Origin of the sequence: Modestobacter sp. L9-4, from assembly GCF_019112525.1 — a bacterium.
GTDB lineage: Bacteria > Actinomycetota > Actinomycetes > Mycobacteriales > Geodermatophilaceae > Modestobacter.
Genome location: NZ_CP077800.1, coordinates 539191 through 563334, shown reverse-complemented (window position 1 = coordinate 563334; position 24144 = coordinate 539191). Strand labels below are relative to the sequence as shown.

19 protein-coding genes are annotated in these 24144 nt (G+C 72.9%); 13 read left to right on the top strand and 6 right to left on the bottom strand.

All coding sequences use genetic code 11. From position 1 onward, the window contains the following. Window positions 1-70: 70 nt before the first annotated feature. From whiA to KUM42_RS02660, 7 genes are all read left to right on the top strand, one after another. Window positions 71-1051, top strand: coding sequence for a DNA-binding protein WhiA (gene whiA, locus KUM42_RS02690; protein WP_237494784.1), 981 nt, complete (start codon window positions 71-73; stop codon window positions 1049-1051). Window positions 1052-1376: 325 nt separating this feature from the next. Further along, window positions 1377-2384: a type I glyceraldehyde-3-phosphate dehydrogenase gene (gene gap / locus KUM42_RS02685; RefSeq protein WP_237496627.1), complete on the top strand. Its 1008-nt coding sequence runs from the start codon at window positions 1377-1379 to the stop codon at window positions 2382-2384. Next, window positions 2384-3577 carry a phosphoglycerate kinase gene (gene pgk, locus KUM42_RS02680; protein WP_237494783.1) on the top strand — a complete coding sequence of 398 codons (1194 nt, stop codon included), beginning with the start codon at window positions 2384-2386 and terminating at the stop codon, window positions 3575-3577. The genes gap and pgk overlap by 1 nt, the downstream gene beginning before the upstream one ends. Window positions 3578-3588: 11 nt before the next feature. Continuing rightward, window positions 3589-4416 (top strand): triose-phosphate isomerase, encoded by an 828-nt coding sequence (gene tpiA / locus KUM42_RS02675; protein WP_237494782.1) that lies wholly within the window; start codon window positions 3589-3591, stop codon window positions 4414-4416. Between the two features lie 105 nt (window positions 4417-4521). Further along, window positions 4522-6222 carry an ABC transporter substrate-binding protein gene (locus tag KUM42_RS02670; RefSeq protein WP_237494781.1) on the top strand — a complete coding sequence of 567 codons (1701 nt, stop codon included), beginning with the start codon at window positions 4522-4524 and terminating at the stop codon, window positions 6220-6222. 124 nt (window positions 6223-6346) lie between these two features. Beyond that, window positions 6347-6577, top strand: coding sequence for a preprotein translocase subunit SecG (gene secG / locus KUM42_RS02665; protein ID WP_237494780.1), 231 nt, complete (start codon window positions 6347-6349; stop codon window positions 6575-6577). A gap of 212 nt (window positions 6578-6789) precedes the next feature. After that, complete coding sequence (locus KUM42_RS02660; protein WP_255557535.1) at window positions 6790-7131, top strand: RNA polymerase-binding protein RbpA; 342 nt, start codon at window positions 6790-6792, stop codon at window positions 7129-7131. A 102-nt stretch (window positions 7132-7233) separates the two neighbouring features. Here the strand turns inward: KUM42_RS02660 and pgl are convergent, their stop codons facing one another. From pgl to tkt, 5 genes are all read right to left on the bottom strand, one after another. Beyond that, on the bottom strand, window positions 7234-8046 hold the full coding sequence (gene pgl, locus KUM42_RS02655; protein ID WP_237494778.1) for a 6-phosphogluconolactonase: 813 nt from the start codon (window positions 8044-8046) through the stop codon (window positions 7234-7236). Continuing rightward, the gene (locus tag KUM42_RS02650) at window positions 8043-9245 is read right to left on the bottom strand and encodes a glucose-6-phosphate dehydrogenase assembly protein OpcA (RefSeq protein WP_237494777.1); all 1203 of its coding nucleotides are present in this window, start codon (window positions 9243-9245) and stop codon (window positions 8043-8045) included. Before KUM42_RS02650 ends, pgl begins: the two co-directional genes overlap by 4 nt. Before the next feature lie 58 nt (window positions 9246-9303). Beyond that, window positions 9304-10827: a glucose-6-phosphate dehydrogenase gene (zwf, locus tag KUM42_RS02645; RefSeq protein WP_237494776.1), complete on the bottom strand. Its 1524-nt coding sequence runs from the start codon at window positions 10825-10827 to the stop codon at window positions 9304-9306. Window positions 10828-10947: 120 nt separating this feature from the next. Next, window positions 10948-12054 (bottom strand): transaldolase, encoded by a 1107-nt coding sequence (gene tal / locus KUM42_RS02640; protein ID WP_237494775.1) that lies wholly within the window; start codon window positions 12052-12054, stop codon window positions 10948-10950. 124 nt (window positions 12055-12178) lie between these two features. Then, window positions 12179-14416 carry a transketolase gene (gene tkt, locus KUM42_RS02635; RefSeq protein ID WP_237494774.1) on the bottom strand — a complete coding sequence of 746 codons (2238 nt, stop codon included), beginning with the start codon at window positions 14414-14416 and terminating at the stop codon, window positions 12179-12181. 319 nt (window positions 14417-14735) lie between these two features. Between tkt and KUM42_RS02630 the strand changes: the two genes are divergently transcribed. Beyond that, window positions 14736-15659: a heme o synthase gene (locus KUM42_RS02630; RefSeq protein WP_237494773.1), complete on the top strand. Its 924-nt coding sequence runs from the start codon at window positions 14736-14738 to the stop codon at window positions 15657-15659. 664 nt (window positions 15660-16323) lie between these two features. On the opposite strand, the gene KUM42_RS02625 is transcribed toward KUM42_RS02630, so the two are convergent. Further along, window positions 16324-17217, bottom strand: a complete 894-nt coding sequence (locus tag KUM42_RS02625) for a heme A synthase (protein WP_237494772.1) — start codon at window positions 17215-17217, stop codon at window positions 16324-16326. 215 nt (window positions 17218-17432) lie between these two features. On the opposite strand from KUM42_RS02625, the gene KUM42_RS02620 reads away from it, so the two are divergent. From KUM42_RS02620 to KUM42_RS02600, 5 genes are all read left to right on the top strand, one after another. After that, window positions 17433-20003, top strand: coding sequence for an ATP-dependent Clp protease ATP-binding subunit (locus tag KUM42_RS02620; RefSeq protein WP_237494771.1), 2571 nt, complete (start codon window positions 17433-17435; stop codon window positions 20001-20003). 186 nt (window positions 20004-20189) lie between these two features. Beyond that, window positions 20190-21023 carry a metalloregulator ArsR/SmtB family transcription factor gene (locus KUM42_RS02615; protein WP_237494770.1) on the top strand — a complete coding sequence of 278 codons (834 nt, stop codon included), beginning with the start codon at window positions 20190-20192 and terminating at the stop codon, window positions 21021-21023. Further along, a complete protein-coding gene (sufB, locus tag KUM42_RS02610) occupies window positions 21020-22459 on the top strand; it encodes a Fe-S cluster assembly protein SufB (protein WP_237494769.1) in 1440 nt (479 codons plus the stop codon). The genes KUM42_RS02615 and sufB overlap by 4 nt, the downstream gene beginning before the upstream one ends. After that, window positions 22459-23799, top strand: coding sequence for a Fe-S cluster assembly protein SufD (gene sufD, locus KUM42_RS02605; RefSeq protein WP_237494768.1), 1341 nt, complete (start codon window positions 22459-22461; stop codon window positions 23797-23799). The genes sufB and sufD overlap by 1 nt, the downstream gene beginning before the upstream one ends. After that, window positions 23799-24143: a non-heme iron oxygenase ferredoxin subunit gene (locus KUM42_RS02600; RefSeq protein ID WP_237494767.1), complete on the top strand. Its 345-nt coding sequence runs from the start codon at window positions 23799-23801 to the stop codon at window positions 24141-24143. The genes sufD and KUM42_RS02600 overlap by 1 nt, the downstream gene beginning before the upstream one ends. Window position 24144: the final 1 nt, after the last annotated feature.

Sequence of the window (24144 nt, the reverse complement as noted above, 5' to 3'; positions counted from 1 at the left end):
CCGGGGGAGTGGCTGCGCACCGGGACGACCGGTGCACCTGCCGGCACACAGGGGGAGAGGAACACCGCTCATGGCGATGACTGCGATGGTGAAGGACGAGCTCTCCCGCGTGGAGTGCACGAAGACCTCCGAGCGCAAGGCCGAGGTGACGGCGCTGCTGCGCTTCTCCGGTGGCCTGCACATCGTGGGTGGCCGCGTGGTCATCGAGGCCGAGCTGGACACCGGCTCGGTGGCCCGGCGACTGCGCCGCGACATCAGCGAGGTCTATGGCTACACCAGCGGGGTCAGCGTGCTCGCCGGCGGCAACATCCGCCGCGGTGTGCGCTACCTGGTCCGGATCGCCAAGCACGGCGAGGGCCTGGCCCGGCAGACCGGGCTGGTCGACCAGCGCGGCCGGCCGGTGCGCGGGCTGCCGCCGTCGGTGGTCTCCGGTGGGATCGGCGACGCCGAGGCCGCCTGGCGCGGGGCCTTCCTCGCCCACGGCTCGCTGACCGAGCCGGGGCGCTCGTCGTCCCTGGAGGTCACCTGCCCCGGGCCGGAGGCGGCGATGGCGCTGGTGGGCGCCGCCCGCCGGCTGGGCATCGCGGCCAAGGCGCGCGAGGTGCGGGGCACCGACCGGGTCGTCGTCCGCGACGGCGACGCGATCAGCGCGCTGTTGACCCGGATGGGCGCCCACGACGCGGTGCTCGCCTGGGAGGAGCGGCGGATGCGCCGCGAGGTGCGGGCCACGGCCAACCGGCTGGCCAACTTCGATGACGCCAACCTGCGCCGCTCGGCGCGGGCCGCGGTCGCCGCCAGCGCCCGGGTCGAGCGCGCCCTGGAGATCCTGGCCGACGAGGCACCCGAGCACCTGCTCGTCGCCGGCCGGCTGCGGCTGGAGTTCGGGCAGGCCTCGCTGGAGGAGCTCGGCCAGCGCGCCGACCCGCCGATGACCAAGGACGCCGTCGCCGGGCGCATACGGCGTCTGCTGGCAATGGCCGACAAGCGGGCCAAGGACCTCGGCATCCCCGACACGGAGTCCGTCGTCACCGACGACATGCTCGCCCAGTAGTCGAAGGACCCCCTCGCCCCCCACGCCTCGCAGGCTCGGCGCGGGCCCCCGCGAGGGGGCCGGGCGCCGGGGCCCTGCAGACGGGCTGTACCCGCTGGTTGCTGCTGTCGGGCCCAGAACTCGATACGTCCGCGACGTCTGCCCGTGTGAGCCGGGGAGACGTCGCGGACGTCTGTGCGGGGTCCGGTGGAGCGTCGGACCGCCCGGTCGGGGCGCTCAGCGGAGCCCGTTAGGCTGCGTGCGAAATGTGGCCGCGCACACGTGCGGCCGACGGTTCCGCTGGGCCGACCGGGCCCGGCTGGGCGACGAGGTCTGGGAGGCCGCAGTGACGGTACGGGTCGGGATCAACGGGTTCGGCAGGATCGGCCGCAACTTCTACCGCGCAGTCGCAGCGAGCGGCGCGGACGTCGAGATCGTGGCGGTCAACGACCTGACCACGCCCGAGACGCTGGCGCACCTGCTCAAGTACGACTCCATCCTGGGCAAGCTGCCCGAGGACGTCTCGGTCTCCGGCGACGGCATCAAGGTCGGCGAGAAGACCGTCAAGGTGCTCGCCGAGCGCGACCCGGCCAACCTGCCCTGGGGCGAGCTGGGCGTCGACATCGTCGTGGAGTCGACCGGCTTCTTCACCAAGGCCGAGGACGCGCGCAAGCACGTCGACGCCGGTGGCGCCAAGAAGGTCATCATCTCCGCGCCGGCCACCGGTGACGACCTGACGATCGTCATGGGCGTCAACCACGAGCAGTACGACGGCTCGCAGACGATCATCAGCAACGCGTCCTGCACCACCAACTGCCTGGCCCCGCTGGCCAAGGTCCTCAACGACGCGTTCGGCATCGAGCGTGGCCTGATGACCACGATCCACGCCTACACCGCCGACCAGAACCTGCAGGACGGCCCGCACAAGGACCTCCGCCGCGCCCGCGCCGCCGCGTTGAACATCGTCCCCACCAGCACCGGTGCGGCCAAGGCCATCGGCCTGGTCCTGCCCGAGCTCAAGGGCAAGCTCGACGGCTACGCGCTCCGCGTCCCGGTCCCGACCGGCTCGGCCACCGACCTCACCGTCACCGTGGGCCGCGACGTCACCGTCGAGGAGGTCAACGCGGCCTACAAGGCGGCCGCCGACGGCCCGCTGGCCCCGTACCTGGTCTACACCGACGCCCCGATCGTCTCCTCCGACATCGTCACCGACCCGGCGTCGTGCATCTTCGACTCCGGCCTGACCAAGGTCTTCGGCAACCAGGTCAAGGTCGTCGGCTGGTACGACAACGAGTGGGGCTACTCCAACCGCCTGGTCGACTCCGTCGTCCTGGTCGGCTCGAAGCTCTCCTGATGCGGTCCGTCGACGAGCTCATCGCCGACGGGGTCTCGGGTCGGCGCGTGCTGCTGCGCGCCGACCTGAACGTCCCGCTGGACAAGAAGACCGGCGCGATCACCGACGACGGCCGGATCCGCGCCAGCCTGCCCACGCTGCAGGCGCTGCAGGCCGCCGGTGCCCGCGTCGTCGTGGCCGCGCACCTGGGCCGCCCGAAGGGCGCCCCGGACCCGCAGTTCTCCCTCGCCCCGGTCGCCGCGCGGCTGGGCGAGATGCTGGGTGCCCCGGTGACCCTGGCCGGCGACGTCGCCGGCACCGACGCCACCGCGAAGGTGGCCGGGCTCGCCGACGGCGACGTGCTGATGCTGGAGAACGTCCGCTTCGAGGCGGCCGAGACGTCCAAGGACGACGCGGTCCGCGGTGAGCTGGCCGACCGCCTGGCCGCGCTGGCCGACCTCTACGTCGACGACGCGTTCGGCGCCGTGCACCGCAAGCACGCCTCGGTGTACGACGTCGCGCTGCGCCTCCCGCACGCGGCCGGTCGGCTGGTCGCCCGCGAGCTGGACGTGCTGACGAAGCTCACCGAGAGCCCCGAGCGCCCCTACGTGGTCGTGCTCGGCGGCTCGAAGGTCAGCGACAAGCTCGGCGTCATCGAGGCGCTGCTGCCCCGGGTCGACAAGCTGCTGATCGGTGGCGGGATGACCTACACCTTCCTGGCCGCCCAGGGCCTGGAGGTCGGGAAGTCGCTGCTGGAGGCCGACCAGGTCGACACGTGCCGCCGGCTGCTGGCCGAGGCCGGTGACCGGCTCGTGCTGCCCGTCGACCTGATCAGCTCCACCGAGTTCAGCGCCGAGGCCACCACGCGGGTCGTGCCCTTCGACGGCATCCCGGCCGACGAGGAGTGCCTGGACATCGGTCCGGCGACCATCGAGCTGTTCACCCAGCAGCTCGCCGGCGCCCGCACCGTGTTCTGGAACGGCCCGGTCGGCGTCTTCGAGCTGGCCCCCTTCCAGGCCGGCACGCGGGGCGTGGCGCAGGCCGTGGCCGCCGTCGACGGTCTGTCCGTCGTCGGCGGTGGCGACTCGGCTGCCTCCGTGCGCACGCTGGGGCTCGACGAGGCCGCCTACGGCCACATCAGCACCGGTGGCGGCGCGTCGCTGGAGTTCCTCGAGGGCCGGGAGCTCCCCGGTCTCGCGGTCCTGGCCGACTGAGGCCGGCGACGATGGCGCGGACGAAGGCGACGCCGGTCCGGGAGGGCCGGCGTCCGCTGATCGCCGGCAACTGGAAGATGAACCTGACCCACCTCGAGGCGATCGGGCTGGTGCAGAAGCTGGCCTTCTCGCTCACCGACCCGCAGCTCGAGGCGGCCGAGGTCGTCGTCGTCCCGCCGTTCACCGCGCTGCGCAGCGTGCAGACGCTGGTGGCCGGCGACAAGCTGGAGATCGGGTACGGGGCCCAGGACCTCTCCGCCGCCGACGAGGGCGCCTACACCGGCGAGGTCAGCGGGGCGATGCTCGCCGCGCTGGCCTGCCGGTACGTCCTGGTCGGGCACTCCGAGCGGCGCACGCGGCACGGTGAGGACGACGCCGTCGTCGCCACCAAGCTGCAGGCGGCGCTGCGGCACGGGCTCGTGCCCGTGCTGTGCGTGGGGGAGGGGCTCGAGGTGCGCCGGGCTGATGCGCAGGTCCAGCACTGCACCGACCAGCTCGACCGCGCCCTGGCCGGGCTGAGCACCGAGCAGCTGCAGGGCGCCGGCCCGGGGTCGGAGATCGTGGTCGCCTACGAGCCGGTCTGGGCGATCGGCACCGGTGAGGTCGCCACCCCCGACGATGCGCAGGAGGTCTGTGGGGCGTTGCGGGCGCGGCTCGCCGAGCGTCACGGCCCCGAGCTGGCCGCGGCCGTCCGTATCCTCTACGGGGGTTCGGTCAAGGCCGACAACACGGCCGGGATCCTCGCCGGCCCGGACGTCGACGGTGCGCTCGTCGGCGGGGCCAGCCTGGACGCCGACCAGTTCGCGCAGATCTGTCGTACCGCCGCCGACGGCAGCTGACCGCCGCCGGCACCGACCGGGTGGAGCTCAGCCACGTTGACGTACCGCACCGCACGCCGGCCGACCGGCCCCGCCCCCGCTCCGGGGGCGAGGCGGTCGGCCGTCGTGCTCGCCGTGCTGGTCGCGCTGGCGGTGCTCACCGGGTGCAACGGCACCAACACCGGTGCTGCCGCGGTGCCCACCCAGGCCGGTGAGCCCGACAGCGGGGTGACCGGCGTCCGCGCACCGTCGGAGACCCCCGGCGGCACGCTGCGGCTGGTCGCCGGCCAGGTCGACAGCCTGGACCCGCAGCGGTCCTACACCCCTGGGGTCTGGAACCTGATGCGGCTGTACACCCGCACCCTGGTCACCTACCCCGCGACCCCCGGCAACACCGGTCAGCTGGTGCCCGACCTGGCCACCGACCTGGGCACCACCCCCGACGGCGGCCGCACCTGGACCTTCACCCTCCGCGAGGGCGTCCGGTTCGAGAACGGCCGGTCGATCACCTCCCGCGACGTCAAGTACGGCATCGAGCGGTCCTTCGCCTCCGAGGTCGTCGTCGGCGGTCCCACCTACGTGGTCGACCTGCTCGACGACGACGCCGACCCCTACCCCGGCCCCTACGTGGACGAGACGCCCGACCGGCTGGGCCTCCGGTCGGTCACGACGCCGGACGACCGGACGATCGTGTTCACCCTGACCAGCCCCAGCGTGGACTTCCCGTTCGTCCTGGCGCTGCCCTCCAGCAGCCCGGTGCCGGCGGAGAGCGACACCGGCGGGGCGTACGGCGACCACCCGATCAGCTCCGGGCCGTACATGATCACCTCGGTGGACGCCCAGGCCGGCATCGCGCTGCAGCGCAACCCGCAGTGGGACCCGGCCACCGACGACGTGCGCACGGCGCTGCCGGACACGGTGCTGGTGCGCACCGGGCTGTCCGGGGTGGCCCGCGACCAGGCGCTGCTGGCCGGCTCCGCCGACCTCGACCTGTCCGGCACCGGCGTGCAGCAGGCCACCACCAGCAGGCTCGCCGACGACGCGCTGGCCGGGCGGATCGACGACGTGACCACCGGGTCGGTCCGGCTGCTGGCCATGCCGACGACGGTCGCCCCGATGGACAACCGGGACTGCCGCGCGGCCGTGGCCGCCGTGGTCGACCGGGCGGCCGTGCAGCAGGCGCTGCAGGGCCCCAGCAACGCCGACCCCATCGCCCGCCTGTGGCCCAGCGTGCTGGCCGGTGGGCCGCAGGACGCCGAGCCCCGGCCCGACCCGGTCGCCGCCCGTGCCTCGCTCGCCACCTGCGGCCACCCCGAGGGGTTCAGCACGGTGCTCGCCGTCCCCGACGTGCCGGCGAGCGTCGAGGTGGCCCGGGTGCTGTCCGCCGCGCTGGCCGAGGTGTCGATCACCGCGGAGGTCCGGCCGCTGGACCCGAGCACGTTCTACGCCGAGATCAGCAACCCGGCCGCGGTCACCACGGCCGGCTACGGGATCGTGCTGGCCAACTGGCGGGCGGACTTCTCGACCGCGGCGTCCTTCCTGGTGCCACTGGTCGACGGGCACTCCATCCGCACGGTGGGCAACATCAACTACGCCCGGCTCGACGACGCCGGGGTCAACGGCCTGGTCGACGCGGCCCGTGCGGCTCCGGACCCCGCGGCCGCCGCGGACGCCTGGCGCCAGGTGGCCGAGGCGGTCCAGCAGACCGCGGCCTACGTGCCACTGGTCGAGACGCGGGTGCAGCTGCTGGCCGGTCAGCGGCTGCGCAACGGTGTGGTCATGCAGCCCTACGGCAGCTACGACGTCGCCACCGCCGGCGTCGGCTGACCGGATCCGTGGCGGGTCGGCCGGGCCGGGCGCGGGGTCCGTTAGGCTGGTCCGCTGAGAGCCCCGGACCACGTGGGTGGAACCTCACCCGCCGGCGTGGGCAGAGGACAGGAGACGGACGACGATGGAACTGTTCCTCAACGTGCTGCTGGCGCTGACCAGCGTCCTGCTGATCGTGCTCATCCTGCTGCACCGCGGCAAGGGCGGCGGGCTGTCGTCGATGTTCGGTGGCGCCGTCTCCTCGCAGCTGTCCGGCAGCTCCGTGGTGGAGAAGAACCTGAACCGGATCACCGTGATCGCCGGTCTGCTCTGGGCCGTCTGCATCATCGGCCTGGGCATCCTGATCAAGGCCTGAGCGAGGACCACCTCACCCTCCACCCCTCGCTCCGCTCGCGGCGGGACCCTGCGAGGGGGCCGGGCGCGGCCCCAACTCATCCCGGTTCGAGACGATCGTGTGCCGGTACCGGGGGACGCCGGATCGTGACCTGAGACTCCCTGTGAGGCCCTAGACTGCGCGGGCGGTGATCACTCAGTCACCGCGACGACGCGACGATCAGGGGGCCGCTCGTGGCAGGTGGGAACGCGATCCGGGGGAGCCGGGTCGGTGCAGGTCCGATGGGCGAGGTCGAACGGGGCGAGGCAGCGCCGCGCAACCGGGTCGGCTTCTGGTGTGCGAACGGGCACGAGTCGCGGATCGCCTTCGCGGCCGACATCGAGGTGCCGGAGTGCTGGGACTGTCCGCGCTGCGGGCTGCCGGCCGGCACCGATCAGCAGAACCCTCCGCCCGCACCGCGGACGGAGCCGTACAAGACGCACCTGGCCTACGTGCGGGAGCGCCGCTCGGACGAGGACGGTGACGCCCTCCTGCAGGAGGCGCTCGCCCGGCTGAAGGCCCGCCGCGGCGGCTGACGGAGGAACCCGCTGCTCACTGCAGCGAGGCGGTACGACACCGGCCCGGTCACCCCATGAGCAGCTGGGGTGACCGGGCCGGTGTCGTCCGGGGCTCGCCGGTCAGCGGCCGGGGAGCTCGCTGGCCGCGTCGGCGTCGAGCAGCCAGCGGGTGGCCTGCCGTCCGCGTGCACCCGCTGCGGGGAGGTCGACCGGTGCGGCGCCGCCCAGCGCGCGGGCGACGGCCGCGGCCTTGCCCTGCCCGCTGACCAGCAGCCAGACCTCCTCGGCCGCGGTGATCGCCGTGAACCCGAGGCTCACCCGGGTCGGCGGCGGCTTCGGGCAGTCGTGCACCGCGACGACCGGGCGGTCGTCGGTGGCGGCGGGGGAGTCCGGGAAGATCGAGGCCACGTGGCCCTCGGGTCCCATGCCCAGCAGCAGCACGTCGATCCGCGGCACGGCCGCGCCGTCCTCGGCCACCGCCGCTAGCTGCTCGGCGTACCAGGCCGCGGCGTCCTCGGGGGAGTCGTAGCCGGCGTCGGAGGAGGGCATCGGGTGCACCTTCTCCGGGTCGACGGTGACGTGGTCGAGCAACGCCTGCTGCGCGCCGAGCTCGTTGCGGTCCGGGTGGTCGACGGGCACCCAGCGCTCGTCACCCCACCAGACGTGCACCGCGGTCCAGTCGACGACCTCCCGCTCCGGCTCGGCCGCCAGCGCGGCGACCCGCTGGAGCACGGCGGTGCCGATGCCCCCGCCGGTGAGCACCACCGACGCCGTCCCGTGCACCGCCTGGGCGGCGGCCAGCCGCGCGACCAGCGCGGAGGCCACCGACCGGGCGAGGGTGTCGGCGTCGGGCTCGATCACCACGTCGGGGGTGGCCAGGCCGGCCTCGGCCAGGGCCTCGTCGACCTGCTCCCCGGGGGACTCCTGGCTCATCGCTTCCCGCCCTTCTTGCCGGTGGCGGCGTCGGCGGCGGGCGCGTCGGCGTCCTGGACCATCGACTGCTCGTCGGAGTCGTCGGCCGGGTCGTCGTGCTCACCGCTCAGGGCCACCTCGTCGGTGCCCTCCGAGGACGGCGGGACGGTCGGCAGCGGTGCGGCCGCACCGGTCGGCTCGTCCGGCTCCTCACCGACCACGGGCTTGTTGCGCATCGGGTCGAACCAGACGTGCTCGCGCAGCGCCGGACGGGCGGCGAGACCGGTCTGGCCGGTCACCACCTCGAGCGCCTCGCTGAACGGTTCGTCCTGGTCCAGCCGGCGCAGCTCCTCACCGATCAGCTCGCCCAGCGAGCGGTCCGGCAGCGCGACGACGGCCTCGGGCCGGTTCGGCTGCTGGATGACCGCACCGCCCTTGCGGTCGTCCTGCAGGCGCACCTCCTCGTCCTGGTCCAGCCGCAGCACCACCGAGTCGATGCCGGCCGGCCCCGGCACGCGGGTGCTGGGGACGACGCGGATGGAGGTGCCCGACCGGGAGGACAGCCAGCCGGCGACGAGCTGCGCGGTGGCGTTGTCGACGTCGCCCTGCACCTCGCCACCCAGGATCCGCACGGCCTCGGCCCGGCGACCGGACACGGAGTCCAGCGTGGAGGCCAGGGTCGCGCGCCAGGGGGTGCTGCGGGTCCAGGTCAGGTCGGTGTCGCCGGGGGCGTAGTCACGGGCCCGGATGTTCAGGGCACCGATCGGGTCGTCCGACATGGAGGAGTCGCTGATCCGGCGGTCGGCGATCACGCCGAGCGCGTCGGTGGAGACCCGCTCCGGCGGCGGGGCGTGCCACCAGGTGATCACCGGGGCGTCGGCGGCCAGCAGCGGCAGGACGACGGACTCCGCGTGCAGGCCGAGCCGGCCGTACATGCGCATCACCACCGCTTCACCGGGGCCGAGCCGCCCGCCCACGACCACCTCGGCGTCGAGGCGGGGGACCGGTGCCTCGACCTGCCGGCGCACCACGATCAGCAGCCGGCAGGGGTTGACCTCGGCGGCGGCGCTGGCGGCCTCTTCGGCCTCGGCGACCCGGCTCTCGTCGGCGACGACCACCAGGGTCAGTGCGACACCGCTCATCACCGCACCGCCGGTGCGCCGCTGGGCGGCCAGCTCCTTGACCACCGCGGATCCGGTGGTGTCCCACAGCGTCGTCACGACAGGCCTCTCTCGTAGGTCGGGTGCGCGGCGGCCGGTGCGTCCGTCGTCGTTCCGGTCACGGCCGGCGCCACGAGCGGCCCTCGGCGGCCAGCATGTCGTCGGCGGCCTTCGGGCCCCACTCCCCGGCCCGGTAGGGCTGCGGGGTGGTGTCGGCCCAGTACTCCTCGAGCGGGTCGATGACCGCCCAGGAGGCCTCGACCTCGGCGTTGCGGGGGAACAGCGTGGCGTCGCCGAGCAGCACGTCCAGCAGCAGCCGCTCGTAGGCCTCGGGGCTGGCCTCGGTGAACTGCTCGCCGTAGAGGAAGTCCATCGCGACGTCGCGGACCTCCATGACGCTGCCGGGCACCTTGGAGCCGAACTTCAGCGTCATGCCCTCGTCGGGCTGCACCCGGATCACCAGCTGGTTGTGGCCCAGCTCCTCGGTGTCGGTGGGCGCGAAGGGCAGGTGCGGTGCGCGTTTGAACACCAGGGCGATCTCGGTGACCCGGCGGGGGAGCCGCTTGCCGGTGCGCAGGTAGAACGGCACGCCGGCCCAGCGCCGGGTCTCCACGCCCAGCCGGACGGCGGCGTAGGTCTCGGTGGTCGAGTCGTCGGCGACACCGGTCTCCTGCCGGTAGCCGGTGGCGCGCTGCCCGGCCAGCCAGCCCTGCTCGTACTGGCCGCGGACGGCGTCGCGCTCCATGTCCTCGGGCGCGGGGACGGAGACCGCGCGCAGCACCTTGAGCTTCTCGGTGCGGATCTCCTCGGCGGAGAACTCCACCGGCTCCTCCATGGCGGTGAGCGCCAGCAACTGGAGCAGGTGGTTCTGCAGCACGTCGCGGGCGGCGCCGGTCTTCTCGTAGAAGCCGGCCCGGCCGCCGATCCCGACGTCCTCGGCCATGGTGATCTGCACCGAGTCGACGTGGTGACCGTTCCAGACGGGCTCGAACAGCTCGTTGGCGAAGCGCAGCGCCAGCAGGTTCTGGACCGTCTCCTTGCCCAGGTAGTGGTCGATCCGGAAGACGTCGTCGGCGGTGAACACCGAGTCGACCAGCGAGTTGAGCTCGCGACTGGAGGCCAGGTCGTTGCCGAAGGGCTTCTCCACGACCACGCGGCGCCAGCGGTCGGGGGTGCTCTCCGCCATCCCGGTGCGCTCCATCTGCTTGAGCACGGTGGGGAACATGGCCGGGGGGATGGAGAGGTAGAAGGCGGCGTTGCCGCCGATGCCGTGGCTGCCCTCGAGCTCGGCCAGGTTGGCGGCGAGCTCGTCGAAGGCGGCGTCGTCGTCGAAGGAGCCCTGGATGAAGCGGACGCTGCTGGCGAGGCGCTCCCAGACCTCCTCGCGCCACGGGGTGCGGGCGTGCTCGCGGGCGGCGGAGCGGGCCAGCTCGGAGAACTCCGAGTCGCCCCAGTCGCGACGGGCGAAGCCCAGCAGCGCGAAGTTGGTGGGCAGCAGGCCCCGGTTGGCCAGGTCGTAGACGGCCGGCAGGAGCTTCTTGCGCGACAGGTCGCCGGTGATCCCGAAGACCACCAGAGCGCACGGCTCCGGCACTCGGGGCAGCCGCCGGTCCCGCGGGTCACGCAACGGGTTGGTGGACATCGTTTCCGTCCTCGAGGGCTCGCAGGGGAGCGCCCGCCGTCCGGCCCGGCGGGCGACCCGGGCGGCGGGCGAGTGCGGGGGCGGTGCGTCCGGTCGCCCGGACGCACCGCCCCCGGCGGGTCACTTCTTGTCTTCGAGCTGCTCCTTGACGGAGGCGGTGAGCTCGTCCCACGCGTCGACGAACTTCTGCACGGCCTCCTCCTCGAGGACGCGGAAGACGTCGTCGAAGTCGATGCCGGCAGCGGCGACGTCGGCCATGACCTTCTCGGCCGCGGCGTAGGAGGACTGGATCGGGGTCCCGACCTGACCGTGGTCGGCGAAGGCCTGCATGGTCTTGCCGGGCATCGTGTTGACCGTGTCGGGGGCGGTGAGCTCCGAGAGGTACAGGGTGTCGGAGTACTCCGGGTTCTTGACCCCGGTCGAGGCCCACAGCGGGCGCTGCTTGCTCGCGCCCTTGGCCTCCAGCGCCTTCCAGCGGTCGGAGGAGAAGACCTCCTCGTAGGCCTGGTAGGCCAGCTGCGCGTTGGCCACGCCGGCCTTGCCCTTGAGCGAGGCGTCGGCGCCGCTGGCGTCCAGGCGCTTGTCGATCTCGGTGTCCACGCGGGACACGAAGAACGAGGCGACGGACTCGATGCCCTCGAGCGAGGCCTCCGGGTCCTCGGCCAGGCGCTGCTCGAGGCCGGCGAGGTAGGCGTCCATGACGGCGCGGTAGCGCTCGGTGCTGAAGATCAGCGTCACGTTGACGCTGATGCCCTTGGCGATCGTGGTGGTGATCGCCGGGAGGCTGGCCAGCGTGGCCGGGATCTTGATGAAGAGGTTCGGCCGGTCGACGAGCCACCACAGGTGGGCGGCCTCGGCGGCGGTGCCGTCCTCGTCGTGGGCGAGGCCGGGGGCTACCTCGAGGGAGACGCGGCCGTCACGGCCGGTGCGGGCGTAGACCGGCTCCAGCAGGTCGCAGGCGTCGCGGACGTCGGCGGCGGTGATGGTGCGCAGCGCCTCCTCGACGCTGACGCTGCGCACGGCCAGGGCGTGCAGCTGGTCGTCGTAGGACTTCGAGCCGCTGATCGCCGCGGCGAAGATGCTCGGGTTGGTGGTGACGCCGACGACGCTGGACTCGTCGACCAGCTTCTGCAGGTCACCGCCGTGGATCAGGTCGCGGGACAGGTCGTCGAGCCAGACGGCGACCCCCGTCTTCGACAGGTTCGCCAGGTTCTCGTTCTGTGCCATCTCACTGCCTTCCGTGGGGTGGGCGGGGCACCAGGCCTGGTGCCCCGCCCGAGAGTGTCTGTCGGCCCCGCTGCAGGGGCCCGCGCTGAGCTAGCGAAGCGTGGGGGGCAGCGGGGTCCTTACATCAGTGGTCGCCGGTGGCGGTCGAGGAGTAGACCCCGCCGCGGGCGACAGCGGCGCCGGAGGGCGGGTTGGCACCGTTGGCGGCTGCCTCGATGCTCTCCCGCGCGGCGGCGACGACGGCCTCGCCGGTCAGCCCGAACTCCTCGTAGAGCTTGGAGTAGCTGGCGCTGGCGCCGTAGTGGTTGATGCCGACGATCCGGCCGGCGTCGCCGACGAACTCACGCCAGCCCATGGGCACACCGGCCTCGACGCTGACGCGCGCCTTGACCGAGGGGGGCAGCACCTGCTCGCGGTACTCCTGGCCCTGCTCGGCGAACCACTCCCAGCACGGGATCGACACGACCCGCGTGGGGACGCCCGCGGCCTCGAGCTGCTCGCGGGCGGCGACGGCGATCTGCACCTCTGAGCCGGTGCCCATGAGGATGACCTCGGGCGTGCCGGTCGAGGCCTCGGCCAGCACGTAACCGCCCTTGGCGGTGCCCTCGGCCGAGCCGAACTCGGTGCGGTCGAAGACCGGCAGGTTCTGCCGCGACAGCGCCAGACCGGCGGGCCGGTCGTTGTGCTCGAGGATGGTCCGCCACGCGACCGCGGTCTCGTTGGCGTCGGCCGGGCGGACGAAGTCCAGACCCGGGATGGCGCGCAGCGCGGCGTAGTGCTCGATCGGCTGGTGGGTCGGGCCGTCCTCGCCCAGGCCGATGGAGTCGTGGGTCCACACGTAGGTCACCGGCAGCTGCATGAGGGCGGCCAGGCGCACCGCACCGCGCATGTAGTCGGAGAAGGTGAGGAACGTGCCGCCGTAGACGCGGGTGCCGCCGTGCAGGGCGATGCCGTTCATGACCGCGCCCATGGCGTGCTCACGGACACCGAAGTGCAGGGTGCGGCCGTAGGGGCCACCGGACCACGCCTTGGTCTGGCGGCTGGCCGGCAGGAACGACGGCTCGCCCTTGACCGCGGTGTTGTTGCTCTCGGCCAGGTCGGCCGAGCCGCCCCACAGCTCGGGGAGCTCGGGGTAGAGCGCGGCGAGCACCTCGCCGGAGGCCTTGCGGGTGGCGACGCCCTTGGGGTCGGCGTCCCAGCTGGGGAGCTTGTCCTGCCAGCCCTCGGGGAGGGTGCGGGTGGTCATCCGCTCCATCAGCGCGGCGGCCTCGGGGTTGGCCTGCTGCCACGCCTCGAACTGGGTCTGCCAGGCGGCCTGGGCCTCCTGGCCGCGGCTGACGGCCTTGCGGGTGTGCTCGATGACCTCGGCGGCGACGTCGAAGGTCTTCTCGGGGTCGAAGCCGAGCACCTCCTTGGTGGCCTTGACCTCGGCGTCGCCGAGCGCGGAGCCGTGGACCCCGCCGGTGTTCTGCTTGTTCGGCGACGGCCAGCCGATGACCGTGCGCAGCACGATGATCGAGGGCTTCGTCGTCTCGGCCTTGGCGGCGGCGAAGGCAGCGTCGATCGAGGCGAGGTCCTCACCGTCGGCGACGTGCTGGACGTGCCAGCCGTAGGCGGCGTAGCGGGCGCCGACGTCCTCGGTGAAGGCGATCGTGGTGTCGTCCTCGATCGAGATCTTGTTGTCGTCGTAGACCAGCACGAGGTTGCCCAGCTGCTGGGTGCCGGCCAGCGAGGAGGCCTCGCCGGAGATGCCCTCCTCGAGGTCACCGTCGGAGGCGAAGGCCCAGATGGTGTGGTCGAACAGGCTCTCGCCCTCGGCGGCCTCGGGGTCGAGCAGACCGCGCTCGCGACGGGCGGCCATGGCCATGCCCACCGCGTTGCCCACGCCCTGGCCCAGCGGGCCGGTGGTGGTCTCGACGCCGGCGGTGTGGCCGACCTCGGGGTGGCCCGGGGTCTTCGAGCCCCAGGTGCGCAGCGCCTGCAGGTCCTCGAGCTCGAGGCCGTAGCCGGCCAGGTAGAGCTGGACGTACAGCGTCAGGCTGGAGTGGCCCATGGAGAGCACGAAGCGGTCACGCGCCGGCCAGTTGGGGTCGGAGGGGTCGTGCTTGAGCCACTTCTGGAAGAGCAGGTAGGCGACGGGCGCCATGCTCATCGCGGTGCCGGGGTGGCCGTTGCCGACCTTCTGGACGGCGTCCATCGCCAGCACGCGGGCGGTGTCGATGGCCTTGCGGTCCAGGTCGCCGAAGCCCTCGGGGAGGGTCGGCTGCGGCTGGCGCGGCGACCCCGTGGGGGTGTCGCTGGCGGCCTCGGCCGGTGCCTCGGCGTTCGTGGACTGCGTGGCGGAGCTGCTGTCGGTGGTCATGTGGCGCTCGGTGCTCCCTCGGGGATCGGTCGATGTCGGACCCACCCGGGGGCTCGGGGGCGACCCTGCCCCGGGCGGACGACGGTGCACACCACGGCCGCCCCGGTCGGCGCGGTCGGAGGTCGTGACCGGAAGCGCGCCGTCGTCCTCGACGTCCGCCCTACCCGCATCACGCGCAGAGTCAACGTGATCAAACCCTAGTCATCCCAGGCGCTGCACAGAGGGAGGCGGGTTACAGTTGTCAGGCAAACCACATCCCGGCGGATAAGGACTCATCGGTGCCCTGCTGCCCGCGCGCGACCGCGCCCCTGGGCACCCGGTGACGGCGATCGCCGACCGGCCCGTCAGCCGGGCCCAGGCCCTGCGGTCCACCCGCGCGACGGTGGCCGCCTACGTGTCGCTGACCAAGCCCAAGCTCGTCGAGCTGCTGCTGGTCACCACGCTGCCGGCGATGATGCTGGCCTCCGGCGGCTGGCCGGGCACCGGCCTGGTGCTGGCCACCCTGGTGGGCGGGATGCTCGCCGCCGGGGCCGCCAACACCATCAACTGCTGGTTCGACCGCGACATCGACCGGCTGATGTCGCGAACCCGCGACCGGCCGATCCCCAGCGGGGTCATCAGCCCGCGCAACGCGCTGGTCTTCGGCGTCATCCTGGCGTGGGTCTCGCTGGTGCTGCTGGGCCTGTTCACCACGCCGCTGGCCACCGCGCTGGCCGCCGCGGCGGTGCTGGCCTACTCGGTGCTCTACACGATGGTGCTCAAGCGCCGCACCCACCACAACACCGTCTTCGGCGGCCTGCCGGGCGCGGCCCCCGTGCTCATCGGCTGGGCCGCGGTCACCGGGTCGCTGGACTGGCCGGCGGTGGTGTTCTTCGGGATCGTCTTCTGCTGGCAGATGCCGCACTTCTGGGCGCTGGCCAGCCGCTTCCGCTTCGACTACTTCCGCGCCGGGGTGCCGATGCTGTCGGTGGTCGCGGGTCCGGTCACCGTCGGGCAGCAGTCGGTCGCGTGGGCCTGGGGCACCCTGGGCACCTCCCTGCTGATGGTGCCCGTCACCCCGCAGCTCGGCTGGATCACCGGGCTGTCCACGCTCGGCCTGGGGCTCTGGTACGTGGCGGAGTCCCACGCCTGGCTGCGGCGGATCCGCTCCGGCGGTCCCGACCGGCCGATGAAGCTGTTCTCGGTGTCGATCACCTACATGACGCTGCTGTCGATCGCCCTGGTCGCTGACGTCCTCGTCTGAGGACGGACCCACCCGGCCCACCGGCGCCCTGCGCCGCGGTGAGCCGGCCGACGCTGTGCCCCACGAGCCCACTCCTCGCCGGGAACGGGCACCCGCCGCACAGTGCCCACGACCGGCGCGGGGGCGTCCGGGCGCGTGACCGGACGACGTCCGCCGTCCGTGGCGCGCGACGGCGGCGGACATCCGGGTATGACGTGACGGCCGACGCGGCCCTCACGGTCGAGTGCGGACGTCCGGTACGACGTCACAGCGCGGACGTCCAGGTACGACGTCACGGAGGACTCGGACTTCACGGTCGAGTGCGGACGTCCGGGTACGACGTCACGAAGGGCTCACCTCTCACGGTCGAGCGCAGGCGTCCGGGTACGACGTCACGGCCGACTCGCCTCTCACGGTCCCGCGCGGACGTCCGGCTACGGCCTTCCGGAGGGTTCGGCTCTCACGGTCGAGCGCGGACGTCCGGGACGACGTGACGGCTGATTCGCCCTCACGGTCCAGCGCGGCAGTCGGCCGGACGGGTTCGATCCGGACGACGAGTCACGGACGCCGCACGACACCAGGTGTCGCGGCCGGCGTGTTGCCGCGCCGGGTCCGGTGCGAAGGGGTGTCCCGCAGCGCCCATCAGGCGCGGTGCCGGACGGCGCCTCGGCCGCCCGGCCCGCCGTCAGCGGACGGCGGCGGAGACCGGGTGGGCCGACTCCAGCGGCACCTCGGAGGCCGGGCCGCGCACCGACCACACCAGCCGCGCGGTGTAGACGGTGATCAGCACCGCCCCGGCCATGTGCAGCAGCACCGCGACCACGGGCAGGTGCGTGAAGTACTGCACGTAGCCGATGACGCCCTGCAGGAGCTCGACCACGAGCAGGTCGCGGGCGGCCCGGCGGACCCGGCCGGGGGAGTCGGTGGCGGCCAGCGCGACCAGCAGCGCGACGGTCAGCCCGATCAGCAGGAACACGAAGTCGGCGTGCAGCTGGCTGACCAGCTCGGGGTCGAACCCGGTGCGCCCGGCGCCCGGGTCGCCGCTGTGCGGCCCGCTGCCGGTGACCACGGTGCCGACCACCTGCACGGCGGCGACCGTGGCAGCGATGCCGGTGACCAGCAGCGCGAACGGCCGCCGGACCACCAGCTGGCCGACGCCGGGTTCCCGCGAGCGCAGCCACAGGACCGTGGCGATCGCGACGAGCACCGCGGACACGAGGAAGTGCGCGGCGACCGTCCACGGGTTGAGGCCGGTCAGCACGGTGACGCCACCGAGCAGCGCCTGCGCCGGGATGCCCAGGAAGCTCAGCACGGCGAGCTTGCGCAGGTCCTTGCGGACCGAGGCGAAGACGGCGACCACGATCGCGATGGCGACGACGGTCACGGCGAAGGTGAGCAGCCGGTTGCCGAACTCGATCAGACCGTGGCCGGCGAGCTCGGGGGTGGGCCGGATGCTGCCGTCGGTGCACTCGGGCCAGGTGGGGCAGCCCAGACCCGACCCGGTCAGCCGCACGGCGCCGCCGGTCACGACGATCACGCCGTTGGCGATCACGTTGGCCAGGGCAATGCGGGAGACCATGGAGGGGTTCATCCGAGAGCGGAACGACGCGGGAAGAACCGTCACCGCACCGATGCTACTTACGTCAGTGCCCCCGCCGCCCGGCCCGATCAGCCGCCCGGCGTCCACCCCGACGCAGCAGACGTCCCCGAGCCCGGAACCGGGCCCTCGGGACGCCGTGAGCCGGGTGGAGAGGTGAGCACTCCCACATCCGACACGAGAGGTCCCTGTTCGCCATGACCAGTGGTTTCCCGGGTGGTCCCTTCGGGGGCAGCCCCTTCGACGACTTCTTCTCCGCCTTCTTCGCCTCCGGTGACGGCGGCCCCGGCGCCCGCCGGGGCATGCAGCGGGTGGACATCACCCAGCTGCTCAGCGACCACTCCCGCGAGGTGGTGTCCGCGGCGGCCCAGGCGGCCTCCCAGTGGGGCAGTGCCGACCTGGACACCGAGCACCTGCTCTGGGCGCTCGCCGGGCACGAGCCCACCAGCACCCTGCTCCAGCGGGCCGGCACCGACCCGGCCCAGCTGCGGGCCGCACTGGAGTCCCAGCTCCGCCAGGGCGAGCCGACCGGCCGGCCGGTGTCGCTGACCCCGGCGGCGAAGCGGGCCCTGCTCGACGCCCACCAGGTGTCCCGCGCCAGCGGCTCCACCTACATCGGCCCCGAGCACCTGCTCTTCGCCCTCTCGGTGAACCCCGAGTCCGGTGCCGGGCGCGTGCTCGGTGGCGCCCGGGTGACCCCCGAGGCACTGCAGCAGGCGGCGGCCGGCGGACCGGTCCCGACCCGGGGCGGCGCCGGCGGTGCCGGTGGCGCTGCGCCGGCGCCGTCGAACACCCCCACCCTCGACGAGTACGGCCGCGACCTCACCGCGCTGGCCCGGGACGGGAAGATCGACCCGGTCATCGGCCGCGCGCAGGAGATCGAGCAGACCATCGAGGTGCTCTCCCGCCGGAACAAGAACAACCCGGTGCTGATCGGCGAGGCCGGCGTCGGCAAGACCGCGATCGTCGAGGGCATCGCCCTGCAGATCGTCGACGGCGACGTCCCGGACTCCCTCCGCGGCCGCCGGCTGGTCGAGCTCGACCTCACCGGCCTGGTCGCCGGCACCCGCTACCGCGGTGACTTCGAGGAGCGGCTCAAGAAGGTGATGGACGAGATCCGCGAGCACAGCGACGAGGTCGTCGTCTTCATCGACGAGCTGCACACCGTCGTGGCTGCCGGTGGCTCGGAGGGCTCGGCCGGCGCGGGCAACATGCTCAAGCCGGCGCTGGCCCGCGGCGAGCTGCACGTCATCGGCGCCACCACGCTGGACGAGTACCGCCGCAACATCGAGAAGGACCCGGCCCTGGAGCGGCGCTTCCAGCCGGTCGTCGTCCCCGAGCCCAGCACCGCGGACACCATCGAGATCCTGCGTGGGCTGCGGGACCGCTACGAGGCCCACCACCAGGTGCGCTTCACCGACGAGGCGCTGGTCGCCGCGGCGGAGCTGTCGGCGCGTTACATCACCGACCGGCACCTGCCGGACAAGGCCATCGACCTGATCGACCAGGCCGGCGCCCGCACCCGGCTGCAGGTCAAGCGGCCCACCACCGACCTGCGCGAGCTGGAGCAGGAGGTGCAGCGGCTGCAGCGGGAGAAGGACCAGGCCGTCGCCGCCGAGCGGTACGAGCGTGCCTCGGCGCTGCGGGACGAGCTGTCCACGGCGCAGGCCGCCCTGGAGCGCGCGCAGGGCGGTGGCGAGGCCGGCATCCCCGAGGTCGGCGCGACCGACATCGCCGAGGTCGTCTCCCGGGCGACCGGTGTGCCGGTGGCCCAGCTGACCCAGGAGGAGCGCGCGCGCCTGCTGGGCCTGGAGGCGCACCTGCACGAGCGGGTGGTCGGCCAGGACGAGGCGGTCGAGGTGGTCGCCGAGGCCATCCGGCGCTCGCGGGCGGGCCTGGGCGACCCGGACCGGCCGATCGGCAGCTTCCTGTTCCTCGGCCCGACCGGGGTGGGCAAGACCGAGCTGGCCCGGGCGCTGGCGGAGGCGTTGTTCGGTGACAGCGACCGGATGGTGCGGCTGGACATGAGCGAGTTCCAGGAGCGGCACACGGTCAGCCGGCTGGTCGGCTCGCCTCCCGGCTACGTCGGGTACGAGGACGCCGGTCAGCTCACCGAGGCCGTGCGCCGTCGTCCGTACTCGGTGGTGCTGCTCGACGAGATCGAGAAGGCGCACCCCGACGTGTTCAACACGCTGCTGCAGCTGCTGGACGCCGGCCGGCTCACCGACTCCCAGGGCCGCACGGTCGACTTCAGCAACACCGTGGTGATCATGACCAGCAACCTCGGCTCGGAGGCGATCGTCAACGCCGGCCGCGGCCCGCTGGGCTTCACCGCCAACGGCGGCGGGGACGACCTCCGCGACCAGGTGATGCGGCGGCTGCGCGACGCCTTCCGGCCGGAGTTCCTCAACCGGATCGACGAGATCGTCGTGTTCCGGCAGCTGGAGACCGAGCAGCTGACCCGGATCACCGACCTGCTGCTGGACGAGACCCGCAGCCGGCTGGCGGTGCAGGGCATCGGCATCGAGTTCACCCCCGAGGCCGTGGCCTGGCTGGCCGAGCGCGGTCACGAGCCGGCCTTCGGTGCCCGGCCGCTGCGCCGGGCGATCCAGCGGGAGGTCGACAACCGGCTCTCCCGGCTGGTCCTGAGCGGTGAGCTGGGCGCCGGTCGGCACGTGACGGTCGGCGTCACCGACGGCGAGCTGGACCTGCAGGTCACCAGCGCCCCGAACACCGTGGCCGAGGCGGAGACGCCGGCCGCCGTCTGACGGCGGCGGTGTGGGGGTGGGTGCCGCGGTCGACCGTGGTGCCCACCCCCACACCGCCCAGGTCGGGTGCCTGGACCCGATGTGGTCCGGCCTCCGCAGGCACGGCTGCGTGACGTTGGTCCCAGAGAGCCCGCAAGCAAGGGTCACCTTGCTTGCGGGCTCTCGGATTAAGCACACAATCGTGTTGTGGAATCCACTGCGGCTGCTGCCGTCCCCGCCGGTGCGCCGGCCGAGGACGGCCGTACCCGTGACCGGGTGGGCGCGCTCCTGTTGGAGCACGGCCCCCAGTCGGCGACCGAGCTGGCGGCCCGGCTGGGCGTCAGCCCGGCCGCCGTCCGGCGGCACCTCGACGGCCTGGTCGCCGCGGGCCGCGTCGCCGAGCGCGAGGCGCCCGGTGGCCAGCGGGGGAGGGGACGACCGGCCCGCCGGTTCACCCTCACCGACGCCGGCCGCTCGGGCTTCCCGCACGCCTATGACGACCTGGCGCTGACCGCGCTGCGGTTCGTCGCCCAGCACGGCGGCCCCGACGCCGTCCGTGCGGTCGCCGAGCAGCAGCTGGCAGGCCTGGCCCAGCGGTGTTCCACCGCCGTCGACATCGCGGTGGAGGAGGCCGGCACCCAGCCGGTCGACCGGGCCCAGGTGCTCGCCACCGCGCTCACCGCGGAGGGCTACGCCGCGACCGCCTCGGCGATCTCCAGCGGTGGCCAGCTGTGCCAGCACCACTGCCCGGTGGCGCACGTGGCCGCCGAGTTCCCGCAGCTGTGCGAGGCCGAGACCGCGGTGATCAGCCGGCTGGTCGGCACGCACGTCCAGCGGCTGGCGACCATCGCCCACGGCGACGGCATCTGCACCACGCACATCCCCACCCAGCGCGTCCCGTCGACGGCCCAGCCGACGACGCGCGCCGGGAACAAAGCCCGCCCGATGGGCCCTGTACCTGCTGGTCGCGCCACGGCTCCCGGAGCCGGCGCCAGCACCCTGAGCACCCCCTCGATCGACCGGGAGAGGACCCCCGCATGACCACCACGCAGCCGGTGCCCAGCACGCCGATGACGCAGGACGAGACGATCGACTCGCTCGGCACGTACCAGTACGGCTGGGCGGACACCGACGTCGCGGGGGCCTCGGCCACCCGTGGCATCAACGAGGACGTCGTCCGCGACATCTCCCGCCGCAAGAACGAGCCCGAGTGGATGCTGGAGAAGCGCCTCAAGGCGCTGCAGGTCTTCGGCAAGAAGCCGATGCCCGACTGGGGCTCGGACCTGTCCGGGATCGACTTCCAGAACATCAAGTACTTCGTGCGGTCGACCGAGGCGCAGGCCGCCTCGTGGGACGACCTGCCCGACGACATCAAGAACACCTACGACAAGCTGGGCATCCCGGAGGCCGAGAAGCAGCGCCTCGTCTCCGGTGTCGCCGCCCAGTACGAGTCCGAGGTCGTCTACCACAAGATCCGTGAGGACCTCGAGGAGCAGGGCGTCCTGTTCCTGGACACCGACACCGCGCTCCGTGAGCAGCCCGAGCTGTTCCGCGAGTACTTCGGCTCGGTCATCCCGGCCGGTGACAACAAGTTCTCCGCGCTGAACACCGCGGTGTGGTCGGGTGGCTCGTTCATCTACGTCCCCAAGGGCGTGCACGTCGAGATCCCGCTGCAGGCCTACTTCCGGATCAACACCGAGAACATGGGCCAGTTCGAGCGCACCCTCATGATCATCGACGAGGGCGCCTACGTGCACTACGTCGAGGGCTGCACCGCGCCGATCTACAAGACCGACTCGCTGCACTCCGCGGTCGTCGAGATCATCGTGAAGAAGAACGCGCGCTGCCGGTACACGACCATCCAGAACTGGTCGAACAACGTCTACAACCTGGTCACCAAGCGGGCCGTGGCCCACGAGGGCGCGACCATGGAGTGGGTCGACGGCAACATCGGCTCCAAGGTGACGATGAAGTACCCGGCCGTGTGGATGACCGGTGAGCACGCCAAGGGCGAGGTCATGTCCATCGCCTTCGCCGGCGAGGGCCAGCACCAGGACGCCGGCGCCAAGATGGTGCACGCCGCCCCGCACACCTCCTCGACCATCGTGAGCAAGTCGGTGGCCCGTGGCGGTGGCCGCACCTCCTACCGCGGTCTCGTGCAGATCGACGAGGGCGCCTACGGCTCCAAGTCCACGGTCAAGTGCGACGCCCTGCTGGTCGACACGATCAGCCGGTCGGACACCTACCCCTACGTCGACGTCCGCGAGGACGACGTGTCCATGGGCCACGAGGCGACCGTCTCCCGGGTCAGCGACGACCAGCTCTTCTACCTGATGAGCCGGGGCATGTCGGAGGACGAGGCGATGGCGATGGTCGTGCGCGGCTTCGTCGAGCCGATCGCCCGGGAGCTCCCGATGGAGTACGCCCTCGAGCTCAACCGCCTGATCGAGCTGCAGATGGAAGGTGCCGTCGGCTGATGTCGGCAACAGACGAGACCAGTACCGCTGAACTGGCACACGAGGAGAAGGCCGCCCTCGCCGCGGAGCTGTTCGCTCCCGGCGTGGGCGCCCAGGCCGGTCCGCCGACCACCCCCGCGACGGCCACCGGGTCCGCCGGCGACACGCCCCCCGGGGCGCACTCGCACGGCGGCCCGGTGCTCACCGGGCAGCCGGTGCCCACCGGCTCCCCGGCGGAGCGCTTCACCTCCACCGACCCCGACGCCTTCCCGAAGCCCACGGGCCGGGAGGAGGAGTGGCGGTTCACCCCGCTGCGCCGGGCGCGCCAGCTGCTGGACGGCGCCCCCTCGGACGCGCGGCTGCAGGTGGACAGCGACCTGCCGGAGGGTGCGGTGCTGACCTCGGTGGAGGCCGGTGACCCGCTGCTCAAGGGCCTGCCCGAGCCGGTCGACCGGCTCGCCGCGCTCACCCGCCAGCGCAGCAACGGCGCCACGGTGCTCCGGATCGCCAAGGAGGCCGTGCTCGACCGCCCGGTCACCCTGCGGCTGTCCGGCACCGGCTCCGAGGACGTCGTGTGGGGCCAGCTGGTCGTCGAGGTCGGTGCGTTCGCGCAGGCGACCGTCGTCCTCGACCACGCCGGCCTGGCCAAGTACTCCGGCGGTGCGGCCTTCCTGCTCGGCGACGGTGCGCAGCTGACCGTCGTCTCGGTGCAGGAGTGGGCCCCCGGCACGGTGCACGGCGGGCAGTACGACTCCGTCGTCGGCCGGGACGCCACGCTCAAGCAGGTCGTCGTGACCCTGGGCGGTGACCTCGTCCGGCTGGTGAGCAACGTGTCCTACACCGGCACCGGTGGCTCCGCGGACCTCTACGGCCTGTACTTCGCCGACGAGACCCAGCACCAGGAGCACCGGCTCTGGGTCGACCACGCCACGCCCAACTGCCGCAGCAACGTCGTCTACAAGGGCGCGCTGCAGGGCGACAAGGCGCACAGCGTGTGGATCGGCGACGTCCGGATCCGTCCGGCCGCCACCGGCACCGAGACCTACGAGCTCAACCGCAACCTGGTGCTCACCGACGGCGCCCGCGCCGACTCGGTGCCCAACCTGGAGATCGAGACCGGCGAGATCGTCAGCGCCGGCCACGCCAGCGCCACCGGCCGGTTCGACGACGAGCAGCTGTTCTACCTCTGCTCCCGTGGAATCGACGCCGAGACCGCCCGCCGCCTGGTCGTCCGGGGCTTCTTCGCCGACGTCGTCCAGCACATCGGCATCCCGGAGCTGCAGGACCGGCTGATGGGCACGATCGACGCCCGCCTCGGTGCGCTCCCGGAGCTCGACGAGCAGCCGGTCGAGGTCGGCTGATGGCGTTCGAGCGCGTCTGCGCCGTCTCGGAGGTCCCCGAGGACGGTGCGCTGCGGGTCGAGCTGGACGACGTCGACGTCGCGGTCGTGCAGTTCGACGGCGACTTCTACGCCCTCCAGGACGTCTGCTCGCACGCCGACTTCCCGCTGACCGACGGTGACGTCGACGAGGTCGACGGCGCCCCCACGATCGAGTGCGCGCTGCACGGGTCCTGCTTCGACCTGCGGACCGGTGCCCCCACCAACCTCCCGGCGAACAAGCCGGTCCCCGTCTACCCGGTCCGGGTGGAGGGTGACGACGTCCTGGTCGACGTCGACGCCCCCCTCGCCGTGGCCGCATCCTGAG